The sequence below is a fragment of the Cupriavidus sp. HPC(L) genome (genome assembly GCF_000307735.3).
GTDB lineage: Bacteria > Pseudomonadota > Gammaproteobacteria > Burkholderiales > Burkholderiaceae > Cupriavidus.
This window is the reverse complement of sequence record NZ_AMPR02000076.1, coordinates 1-10,658: the sequence shown is the minus strand read 5'-3', so window position 1 is coordinate 10,658 and position 10,658 is coordinate 1. Positions and strand designations below refer to the sequence as shown.

8 protein-coding genes, 2 tRNA genes and 1 pseudogene are annotated in these 10,658 nt (G+C 67.4%); 6 read left to right on the top strand and 5 right to left on the bottom strand.

Annotated elements, in window-relative coordinates; all coding sequences use genetic code 11:
- Positions 1-789: patatin-like phospholipase family protein (locus tag B551_RS06185; protein ID WP_023263684.1), on the top strand; the 789-nt coding region annotated here is incomplete at its 5' end.
- 124 nt (positions 790-913) lie between these two features.
- Here B551_RS06185 and B551_RS06180 read toward each other — a convergent pair.
- The 5 genes from B551_RS06180 to B551_RS06160 all read right to left on the bottom strand — a co-directional run bounded on the left by B551_RS06180 (position 914) and on the right by B551_RS06160 (position 7,845).
- Complete coding sequence (locus tag B551_RS06180) at positions 914-1,591, bottom strand: C40 family peptidase (protein WP_006578047.1); 678 nt, start codon at positions 1,589-1,591, stop codon at positions 914-916.
- A 390-nt stretch (positions 1,592-1,981) separates the two neighbouring features.
- Positions 1,982-3,667 (bottom strand): ABC transporter ATP-binding protein, encoded by a 1,686-nt coding sequence (locus tag B551_RS06175; protein ID WP_157071922.1) that lies wholly within the window; start codon positions 3,665-3,667, stop codon positions 1,982-1,984.
- Between the two features lie 17 nt (positions 3,668-3,684).
- Positions 3,685-4,887, bottom strand: coding sequence for an ABC transporter permease (locus tag B551_RS06170; protein WP_023263682.1), 1,203 nt, complete (start codon positions 4,885-4,887; stop codon positions 3,685-3,687).
- Complete coding sequence (locus B551_RS06165) at positions 4,884-5,933, bottom strand: microcin C ABC transporter permease YejB (RefSeq protein ID WP_006578940.1); 1,050 nt, start codon at positions 5,931-5,933, stop codon at positions 4,884-4,886. The genes B551_RS06170 and B551_RS06165 overlap by 4 nt, the downstream gene beginning before the upstream one ends.
- A 46-nt stretch (positions 5,934-5,979) precedes the next feature.
- Positions 5,980-7,845 carry an extracellular solute-binding protein gene (locus tag B551_RS06160; protein ID WP_023263681.1) on the bottom strand — a complete coding sequence of 622 codons (1,866 nt, stop codon included), beginning with the start codon at positions 7,843-7,845 and terminating at the stop codon, positions 5,980-5,982.
- 386 nt (positions 7,846-8,231) lie between these two features.
- Here B551_RS06160 and fabI point away from each other — a divergent pair, with 386 nt between their 5' ends.
- From fabI to B551_RS27005, 5 genes and pseudogenes are all read left to right on the top strand, one after another.
- Positions 8,232-9,020, top strand: a complete 789-nt coding sequence (fabI, locus tag B551_RS06155) for an enoyl-ACP reductase FabI (protein WP_006578939.1) — start codon at positions 8,232-8,234, stop codon at positions 9,018-9,020.
- 66 nt (positions 9,021-9,086) lie between these two features.
- A tRNA-Pro gene (locus tag B551_RS06150) sits at positions 9,087-9,163 on the top strand.
- Positions 9,164-9,231: 68 nt separating this feature from the next.
- A tRNA-Arg gene (locus tag B551_RS06145) sits at positions 9,232-9,308 on the top strand.
- Positions 9,309-9,611: 303 nt separating this feature from the next.
- Entirely contained in the window at positions 9,612-9,833 is a 222-nt protein-coding gene (infA, locus tag B551_RS06140) for a translation initiation factor IF-1 (RefSeq protein ID WP_006578938.1), read from the top strand.
- 699 nt (positions 9,834-10,532) lie between these two features.
- Positions 10,533-10,658 (top strand): annotated as a pseudogene (locus tag B551_RS27005) (histidine phosphatase family protein); the annotation flags it as partial.

The following is a 10,658-nucleotide window of genomic DNA, read 5'->3' as shown; positions in this document are numbered from 1 at the left end:
GGCTTCGCCCATATCGGCGTGATCAAGACGCTGGAAGCGCACGGCATCCGCCCCGACCTGGTCACCGGCACCAGCGCCGGCGCGGTGGTCGCGGCGCTCTACGCCTCCGGCATGGACGGCTTCGAGCTGAACAAGCACGCACTGAAGATGGACGAGGCCACCATCGCCGACTGGGCGCTGCCGTTCGGCACCCGCTTCGGCGGCTGGCTCAAGGGCGAGGCGCTGCAGAACTACGTGAACCGCCTGGTCGACAACCGGCCTATCGAGGCGATGAAGATTCCGCTGGGCATCGTCGCCACCGACCTGAAGACCGGCCGCGCGATCCTGTTCCGGCGCGGCAATACCGGCCAGGCGGTACGCGCGTCCAGCAGCGTGCCGGGCGTGTTCCAGCCAGTGTCGATCCAGGGACACGACTACGTCGACGGCGGCCTGGTCGAGCCGGTGCCGGTCGACTCCGCGCGCAGCATGGGCGCCGACTTCGTGATCGCGGTCAACATCTCGGCAGATCCGGCCAGCCAGAACAACGCTGGCCAGAGCGGCGTGCTGCTGCAGACCACGGCCATCATGGGGCAGTCGATCAACCGGCTGGCGCTGGCCCGCGCCGACGTGGTGATCCGCCCCGACCTGCCGGACATGAGCGGCAGCGACTTCGGCGCACGCAACCGCGCGATCCTCGCGGGCGAGAAGGCCGCCGTGGCCGCCCTGCCCGCACTGCGCGAGAAGCTGGCGCAGGCGCGCCTGCAGCCGGTTGCGCCCGTTGCGCCGGTCGCGCCGGTCGCGGGGAAGTAGGCAGCGGGCACAGCCGCCCGCAACCAGCACGGCACCACCGCACCAACGAAAAAGGACTGCCGAGGCAGTCCTTTTCATTGCATGGCGATCGGCGCCAATCGACGCCAATCCGGCGCCGTTGCGATCAGCCGCCGTAGAACGTACGCCCGCTGGCGTTCGGATCGAAGCGCTTGAGCGTCTCGACCATGCCGCCGATGCCGCCGGCCGCGCCGTTGTCGCGCTCCGGCATATCGTCGATGCGGCGCGCGCCGTTGTAGCGCGTGACCCAGTAGGCCGAACGCATGTCGTCGACGCGAATCTTGCTGCCCGTCGACGGCGCGTGCACGAACTTGTTGTCGCCGATATAGATGCCGACGTGCGAGAACGCGTGGCGCATCGTGTTGAAGAACACCAGGTCGCCGGGGCGCAGTTCGTGCGCGGCAACGTTGGTGCCGACGCGGCTGATCTCGACCGAGCGCCGCGGCAGCATGAAGCCGAAGGTGTCGTTGAAGACGTAGCGGACGAAGCCGCTGCAATCGAGGCCCGATTCCGGCGTGTTGCCGCCGAAGCGATAGCGGACACCGATCAGGCCCAGCGCGTTCATCACCAGATCGCCGGCCTTGTTGGCGACATGGCTGGTCGAATTCATCATCGACGACAGCAGGCCCTTCTTCGGCTCGGGCTGCTGGGCCTCGGCGCTCAGCTCCGTGCCGGGTTCCTTGAACACCGTGTCAGCCAGGGCTCCATTCGACAAGGCCGCGCCGCATGCCAGGGTCAGTCCGATGGCGGCACGCGCCAGGGAATGAAGCACCGTTCGCTGCATGGGTTCTCCCGTTGGTTCCGGTTCGGATGATTCAAATCACACGATCCCTCACGCGACGCGACAACCCATCGTCGTGTGGATCGGAGATGACTATGTGGAAAGACTGCTGACGGCGAATGCCAGGAGCCGAATCGTCCCGACAACGGTGTCGGGGTACGGCCGGACGCACCCGCCAGGAGACGTGCGGCGTGCAAACCACCCACACATCAAGTTCTCGCGGGATGGTATAAGGTCACGCCGGCGATGTCAAAGTTCGTTACAAAATCGGCCGAAATCGCCGTGTAATCAAAGGAATAGCGGGGGACTTGCACGCTGATTCTTGGGATTGACCGCGGTATCGGACAAAGAGCGGCGGCCGTGGGTGGCCATGTGCGGACATCAGCCGGGCGTTCATCCCGGCCAGCCTCCGGCGTCTCCTGCCCGCAGACCCAGGCCGGAGTCCATGCCGAGTTGGGCCGCCCGCATCAGCTTGCGGGTGTAGGCGTGCTGCGGTGCGCCCAGCACCGCATCGGTCTCGCCGGCCTCGACCACCTCCCCGCCCTTCATCACGATGACGCGGTGCGCCATCGCGCGGATCACGGCCAGGTCGTGGCTGATGAACAGGTAGCTGAGGTTGTACTTGCGCTGCAGCTGCGACAGCAGTGCCAGCACCTGCTGCTGGATCGATACGTCCAGCGCCGAGGTCGGTTCGTCGAGCACCACCACCTGCGGCTTGAGGATCAGCACGCGCGCGATGGCGATGCGCTGGCGCTGCCCGCCGGAGAACTCGTGCGGATAGCGCCCCAGCGCGGTGCGGTCCAGCCCCACCTCGCGCAGCGCCTCGATCACGCGTTCGCGCATCGCCTCGCGCGACAGCCCCGGCTGATGCAGCGCCAGGCCCTCGCCGACGATCTGCTCGATCGTCATGCGCGGCGACAGCGAGCCGAACGGGTCCTGGAACACCACCTGCAGCCGGGCCCGCAGCGACGCGCGCTCGGCCCGCCTGACCTGTTCCAGGCTGCGCCCGAGAAACTGGATCTGGCCGCCGCTCTTGCGCTGCAGCGCCAGCACCGCGTGAGCCAGCGTGGTCTTGCCCGAACCGGACTCGCCGACGATGCCCAGCGTCTCGCCCTCGCGCAGGTCAAAGTCGACCTCCTTGACCGCGCGGACCACGTCGCGGCCGAACCAGCCGGCCAGGCCCCGGCGCTTGCGCGTGTAGTTGACGTCCAGGCCGCGCGCGCTCAGCAGGGTCGGCGCCAGCGGCAGCACCGGCACCACCTCGCGCCGCGGCCGGCTGTCGATCAGCCGCTGCGTGTACGGGTGGCGCGGATTGGCGAAGACCTCGGCGGTCTCGCCGATCTCGACCAGCACGCCCTGCTCCATCACGCCGATGCGCTGGGCAAACGCGCGCACCATGTTCAGGTCGTGGGTGATCAGCATCACCGCCATGCCGAACTCGGCCTGCAGGTCGCGCAGCAGCTCCAGGATCTGCACGCGGATCGTGACGTCGAGCGCCGTGGTCGGCTCGTCGGCCAGCAGCAGCTTGGGCCGGCAGGCCAGCGCCATCGCGATCATCGCGCGCTGGCGCTGGCCGCCCGACAGCTGGTGCGGGAAGCTGTCGAAGCGATGCGCCGCCTCCTCGATGCCGGTGCGCTCGAGCAGCGCGATCGCCCGTTCGCGCGCGGCGCGCTTGTCCAGCCCCTCGTGCAGCTCCAGCGTCTCGACGATCTGGTTGCCGACCGTATAGAGCGGATTCAGCGCGGTCATCGGCTCCTGGAAGATCATCGCGATCTCGCTGCCGCGGATCGCGCGGATTTCGCGGTCGGGCACGCGCAGCAGGTCGCGCCCTTCGAAATGGATCGCGCCCTGGTAGCGCGCGTCCTCGACCAGCCGCAACATCGACAGCGCGGTCACGGTCTTGCCCGAGCCGGACTCGCCGACCAGCGCGAAGCGTTCGCCCGGGCGCAGCGAGAAACTGACATCGCGCACCGCGCGGGTGGCCTCCGGCCCTTCGCCGAAGGTCACCGACAGGCGGTCGACGCGGATCAGCGCCGGATCGGCGGCGTCGGGCGGCGTGGCCATGGGCTGTGGCGGCATCTTGATGGGAAGGTCGTTCATGGCCGCGCTCCCGCGGCGGACTGCCCCGCCGCTGCGGCATCCGCCGCCGGTCCGCCGGCCGATCCCGCCGACGGGTCGGGCAGCTTGGGCTCGACCCGGCCGCGCAGCGCCGCCAGGCCCAGCCGCGTATCGAAGGCATCGCGCAGCGCATCGCCCATGAACGTCAGCAACAACAGCGTGACGACCAGCACGCCGAAGGTCGACAGCGAGATCCACCACGCATCCAGGTTGGCCTTGCCCTGCGCCAGCAGCTCGCCCAGGCTCGGCGTGGTCGGCGGCACGCCCAGGCCGAGGAAGTCGAGGCTCGTCAGCGCCAGGATCGCGGCGCTCATGCGGAACGGCAGGAAGGTGATCACCGGCGTCAGGCTGTTGGGCAGGATATGGCGCCACATGATCTGCGCATTGGACAGGCCCAGCGCGCGCGCCGCCTTGACGTAGTCGAGCGAGCGGTTGCGGTAGAACTCGGCGCGCACGTAGTCCGACAAGCCCATCCAGCCGAACAGCGACAGCAGGATGATCAGCAGCGCCAGGCTGGGCTCGAAGATCGAGGCGAAGATGATCAGCAGATAGAGCTCGGGCATCGAGCTCCAGATCTCGATCGCGCGTTGCGAGATCAGGTCGAAGCGCCCGCCGAAGAAGCCCATCAGCGCGCCGGTGATGGTGCCGATCACCACGCCGATCACGGTCAGCGCCAGGCCGAACAGCACCGACACGCGGAAGCCGTAGATTAGCCGCGCCAGCACGTCGCGGCCGCGGTCGTCGGTGCCGAGCCAGTTCTCCGACGACGGCGGCGCGGGATTCGGCTCCTTGGCGAAATAGTTCAGCGTGTCGTACGAATAGCGGTTGGGCGGATAGATGGCCCAGTTGCCGTTGCTGGTGATGCGCTGGCGGATGAAGGGATCGAGATAGTCGGTCGGGGTCGGGAAGTCGCCGTCGAACGTGGTCTCGGCATAAGTCTGCACGATCGGGAAATACCACTCGCCGCGGTACTTGACCACCAGCGGCCGGTCGCTCGACAGCACCTCGGCGAACATGCTGAGCACGAACAGCACGACGAAGGCGATCAGGCTCCAGTAGCCGAGCCGGTTGCGGCGAAAGCGCTGCCAGGCGCGCTGGCGCGGCGACAGCGACGACGGCAGCCGGTCCAGGCGCGGCGGCCGGGGCGTCGAGCGGAAAGGAGTTTGCCAACGCGGGATCATCGCGGCATGGCCTCGAAATGGATGCGGGGGTCGACCAGCACGTAGCAGACATCGGAGATCAGCCGGGTCACCAGGCCGATCAGCGTGAACAGGTACAGCGTGCCGAGCACGACCGGATAGTCGCGGCGCAGCACCGCCTCGTAGGACAACAGGCCCAGCCCGTCGAGCGAGAACAGCGTCTCGATCAGCAGCGAGCCCGTGAAGAAGGCGCCGATGAAGGCCGCCGGGAAGCCCGTGACCAGCGGGATCAGCGCATTGCGGAAAATATGCTTCCACAGCACGCGCCGCTCCGACAGGCCCTTGGCGCGCGCGGTCAGCACATACTGCTTGCGCACCTCCTCCAGGAACGCGTTCTTGGTCAGCATCGTCACCACGGCGAAGCTGCCGACCACCGACGCGGTGATCGGCAGCACCAGGTGCCACAGATAGTCCATCACCTTGCCCATCAGCGACAGCTGCTCCCAGTTGTCCGAAGTCAGGCCGCGCAGCGGGAACCACTGCACGAAGGTGCCGCCGCCGAACAGCACCAGCAGCAGCACGCCGAGCACGAAGCCGGGGATCGCGTAGCCGACCAGCACGATCATGCTGGTCACCACGTCGAAGCGGCTGCCCGCCCGGATCGCCTTGGCGATGCCGAGCGGCACCGATATCAGGTAGGTCAGGAAGAACGTCCACAGGCCCAGGCTGACCGACACCGGCAGCTTGGACTTGACCAGCTCCCAGACGCTGCGGTGCTGGAAGTAGCTCTGGCCCAGGTCGAACTGCGCGAAGCGCTTGAGCATCATCCAGTAGCGCTCCAGCGGCGGCTTGTCGAAGCCGTACAGCGCCTGGATCTCCTTGATCTTCTCGGCGTCGACGCCGCGCCGGCCGCGGTATTCGGCACCGCCGCCGCTGGCCTCGCCGCCGCCCCCGCGTCCCTTGAGCTCCATCATCATCTGCTCGACAGGGCCGCCGGGCACGAACTGGATCACGACGAACGTCAGCGTGATCACGCCGATCAGCGTCGGGATCATCAGCAGAACGCGTTTGAGCAGATAGGCCAGCATGCCGTTTCCTGTTTTCCTGTGGCGCCCGTCGCGGCGATCGCCGCGCTCAGCGCGCCGCCTTGGCCGGCGCCGCCGCCTTGGCCTGCCCGGCGCCGGGCACATCGCTGCGCCACCAGCTGCTGAGCACCCAGCCCTCGGCCGTGTAGTAGTACGGCAGCCGCTGCGGATAGACCAGCTCGCGCCGGTAGGCCACGCGGTGCGAAGCGCTGTACCAGTTCGGCACCACGTAGTAGCCGTGCATCAGCACGCGGTCGAGCGCGCGCGACGCGTTGACCAGGTCCTTGCGCGTATGCGCGCGCAGCACCTGGTCGACCAGCTTGTCGACCGCCGGCGACTTCAGCCCGAACAGGTTGTCCGAGCCCGGGGTCGAGGCCGCCTCGCTGGTGAAGCGGTCGCGCAACTCGTTGCCGGGGCTCTGCGAATCGGGGAAGCGGATCGACACCACGTCGAAATCGAAGTCCTCCAGCCGCTTCTGGTACAGCGCGAAGTCGGTGGTGCGCTGATGGACCTGGATGCCGAGCTTCTCCAGATTGCGCACATAGGTGGTGATCACCCGGCTCATCGCGCCGCCGTCGTCGAGGAACTCGAACACGAAGGGCTCGCCCTTGGCGTTGCGCAGCGCGCCGTCGCTGTAGGTCCAGCCCGCCTGCGCCAGCAGCCGGCGCGCCTCGCGCAGGTTGTCGCGCAGCGAGCGCGGCGGCTCGGTGGTCGGCTGCGTCACGATCGGGCCGAACACCTCCGGCGCCAACTGGTTGCGCAGCGGCTCGAGCAAGGCCAGCTCGCCGGGGCCGGGACGGCCGTCGAAGGTCGAGCTGGCCGCCAGCTCGCTGTTGGAGAACCAGCTGTCCAGGCGCTTGTAGGCGCCGTAGAACAGCTGCCGGTTCAGCCATTCGAAGTCGAGCGCCAGGATCAGCGCCTGGCGCACGCGCACGTCCTGGAACAGCGGCTTGCGCAGGTTCATCACGAAACCCTGCATGCCGGCGCCATTGCGGTGCGGGAATTCCGTCTTCATCAGCTCGCCGTTGCCGAAGCGCTTGCCGACATAGCTCTTGGCCCAGCTCTTGGAGCGGTACTCGACGATGGCGTCGAACTCGCCCGCCTTGAAGGCCTCGAGCCGCGCGGTTTCGTCCTTGTACAGCCGGTAGACCACGCGGTCGAAGTTGAAGGTGCCGCGCCGCACCGGCAGGTCCTTGCCCCAGTAGTCCGGATTGCGCTTGTAGATGATGCCGCGGCCGGCGTCGTAGCGCTCGATCAGATAGGGGCCGCTGGTGACGGGCGTCTCGAAGGTCAGCTTCTCGAACGGCACCTTGGCCGTCCATTTGCGCGAGAACACCGGCAGCGAGCCGACGATCAGCGGCAGCTCGCCGTTGCGCTGCTTGAAGTCGTAGCGCACCGTGCGGTCGTCGATCACGGTCAGCGATTTGACGTCGGCGCACATGCTGCGATAGCCGGGGCTCGAGGCCTTGCTCATCAGCATGTCGTAGGAATACTTGACGTCGCTCGCCAGCACCGGATCGCCGTTGTGGAAGCGCGCCTGCGGGCGGATGCGGAAGGTGACCGACAGCTCGTCGGGCGCCACCGTGATGTCCTCGGCCAGCAGCCCGTAGGCGCTGGCGGTCTCGTCGGCGCTGCCGATCAGCAGCGACTCGAACATCAGCGAGGTCAGGCCCGGCGCGGCGACCCCTTTCAACGTGAACGGATTGAATTTGTCGAAGCTGGTGCGCCGGTCCGGATTGGCAAGCGTCAGCGTGCCGCCGCGCGGGGCGTCGGGGTTGACGTAGTCGAAGTGATGGAAGTCCGCCGGGTACTTCAGGTCGCCGTGCAGCGCGAAGCCGTGTGCGGCCCATGCCGTGGTCGGCGACATTGGCAACAGCGCGGCCACCAGGGCGGCTGCGGCGGACCGTGCCAGCATCTGGACCAGGCCGGTGCGGGTCCGCGCCCGGATACGATGCCATGCCGAAAACGGCCCTGCTGCTTGCCTTTGCATCCGGTCGATGCCCTCCCCCTGAACTTCGCTTGCCAATACGACGGCCGCGGTCGGTGCCCGGGCCAAGTTGTGCGACAATTTTACCTTCGTTCGGCGGCGTTCCAGCCATCCGGACATTCCAGTACGCGGCGTGGCCGCGGCCGCAGCGGGCCTGCCCGCTCGCGATCGGCAATCCGGTACGGGCCGGCGGGGGCCAAGTGGAATCCCACCCGACCCTGCGGCCCGGCGGGACTCAGCAGAAACCGTGCCCGGCAGCGTGCCCTACCCCGGCACACCGCGAACGCGCATCACAAGACCACCATGGAGAACTTATGGGATTTCTGGCAGGTAAGCGGATCCTGATCACCGGCTTGCTGTCGAACCGCTCGATCGCCTACGGCATCGCGTCGGCCTGCAAGCGCGAAGGCGCGGAACTGGCCTTCACCTATGTCGGCGAGCGCTTCAAGGACCGTATCCAGGACTTTGCCAAGGAATTCGGCAGCGATCTGGTATTCGAATGCGATGTGTCGAGCGACGAACAGATCGCCGCCACCTTCGCCGCGCTCGGCCAGCGCTGGGACAAGCTCGACGGGCTGGTCCATTCGATTGGCTTCGCCCCGCGCGAGGCGATCGCCGGCGACTTCCTCGACGGCCTGTCGCGCGAAGCGTTCCGCGTGGCCCACGATATCTCGGCCTACAGCTTCCCGGCGCTCGCCAAGGCCGCGCTGCCGCTGCTGTCGGACAAGGCCTCGCTGCTGACGCTGACCTATCTGGGCAGCGAACGCGTCGTGCCCAACTACAACACGATGGGCCTGGCCAAGGCGTCGCTGGAAGCCAGCGTGCGCTACCTGGCCGCCTCGGTCGGCCCGCGCGGCATCCGCGCCAACGGCATCTCCGCCGGTCCGATCAAGACGCTGGCCGCGTCCGGCATCAAGGGCTTCGGCAAGCTGCTCGGCCACTTCGAGGAAGCCGCCCCGCTGCGCCGCAACGTCACCATCGAGGAAGTCGGCAATGTGGCGGCCTTCCTGCTGTCGGACCTGTCCAGCGGCGTGACCGGCGAGATCACCTACGTGGACGCCGGCTTCAACATCGTCGGCGCCAGTCTGCCGGAAGGCGAGTAAGAGGTCTGCCTTGTCCCGTTTGTGGCGTTTGACCGCGGCAGTGCCGACGGATACAATGCGCGGCTTCGGGGCGTAGCGCAGCCTGGTAGCGCATCTGATTTGGGATCAGAGGGTCGCATGTTCGAATCATGTCGCCCCGACCAGAACGATAAGGGTTAGCAGGCCAAGGCCGGCTAACCCTTTTTCTCTTCCCCTTCTGTTTCTCTTCCGACCGCCCTTAGCTCAGTTGGATAGAGCACTCGCCTTCTAAGCGAGCGGTCGCACGTTCGAATCGTGCAGGGCGGGCCATCCTTCTGTCGGCGCAGGGTTCGACCTTCCCGAACGCCACTCGACACGGCGCCAGAGTCCTATAGAGAATGGAGAATGGCGCCGCGTTCGTTCCGTCCGCCCCAAAAACGGCTGGCGCGTCGTCGCGTGGGGCCGGCTCGTGCCGGCACCAACAAGGGGCGGTCGAGCCACTTGATCGGTGCACGCGGGAACTAAAGGGTCCTGCCGGGAACCCAAAATGCTGCAGGTGCGTTCGTGCTATAATCGCGCATCCGCAAAGGCGGCCGTCCGGCTGCCCATCATGGAGCCACAAAGGAAGGAAGCTTGGCTAAGGAAGAACTCATTGAATTCGGCGGCGTCGTTTCGGAAGCGCTGCCCGACAACCGCTATCGCGTGCTGCTGGAAAACGGCGTGGAAATCTGGGCCTACGCATCGGGCAAGATGCAGAAGCACCGGATCCGTATTCTGGCCGGCGACCGCGTGACGCTGGAAATGTCGCCCTACGACCTGACCAAGGGTCGCATCAACTTCCGTCACAAGAGCTGATACCCGGACCGCCCGGTCCAACGGTTTCGCTCCTGCTCGGCGTCGCGGCGACGACGCGATCCTGTGCGTCGCCCGGCGGCGCCGTGCCTCCCGCTCCACCACAGCTCGTACGCGGTCAGTCGCCAGCAATGACCGCGCTGGTTGCGTTCGCCCCTGCGTTATAGCCGGCTTTCCTGCGTCCCCCGCGCTTCGTCCATTTGGCGGACGACGGCCGCGACGCCATGCCCCTGCCGTTAATGCCGGCAGCACGGCTACTCCCCCGCTGAACCTCGAGAAGACCGTCCCTGGTCCGACGCCGGTCGCCCGCTTGCAGCGCCGATCGTGACCGTCGCACTTCCGTCATCGCACTGTCATCGACGCGCCCGATACTCCCGCGTCGCCCGCTGTCAGGGGCCTGTCACCGACATGGCGGCGCATTGCCCGCGCCATGCCGCTGCGCCATACTGGCCGCGGCATTGGCTCGCCGGCCATGTCCCGGACGTACGAGCCGACAGCACCGACCGAACGCGGCGCCTGATACCGCGCCGAATACCGCGCCGAATACCGCGCCGAATACCGCGCCGAATACCGTGCCGATTACCGTGCCGAACCCAGGCGCGGCACGCCAGTCGAATCGATCCAGACGGAGCCGGTACGGGTTTCCGGAGTACCAACACCAACGACCGCCGCACGGCATTCGCGCCGTGCCCATCTCCAGCAATGAACCTGATCCTGTGGCGCCACGCCGAAGCGGAAGCGCTCCCCGATGTCGCCGGCATGGGCCGCCCCGCGGACCTGCAACGTGCCCTGACCCGCCGCGGCCGCAAGCAGGCCGAAGCCTCGGCC

Excerpts from the sequence above, each read along its gene's own strand:
- B551_RS06160 (WP_023263681.1), bottom strand. The coding sequence starts at position 7,845 with ATGCTGGCACGGTCCGCCGCAGCCGCCCTGGTGGCCGCGCTGTTGCCA.
- fabI (WP_006578939.1), top strand. The coding sequence starts at position 8,232 with ATGGGATTTCTGGCAGGTAAGCGGATCCTGATCACCGGCTTGCTGTCG.
- B551_RS06175 (WP_157071922.1), bottom strand. The coding sequence starts at position 3,667 with ATGCCGCCACAGCCCATGGCCACGCCGCCCGACGCCGCCGATCCGGCG.
- B551_RS06165 (WP_006578940.1), bottom strand. The coding sequence starts at position 5,933 with ATGCTGGCCTATCTGCTCAAACGCGTTCTGCTGATGATCCCGACGCTG.
- B551_RS06170 (WP_023263682.1), bottom strand. The coding sequence starts at position 4,887 with ATGATCCCGCGTTGGCAAACTCCTTTCCGCTCGACGCCCCGGCCGCCG.
- B551_RS06180 (WP_006578047.1), bottom strand. The coding sequence starts at position 1,591 with ATGCAGCGAACGGTGCTTCATTCCCTGGCGCGTGCCGCCATCGGACTG.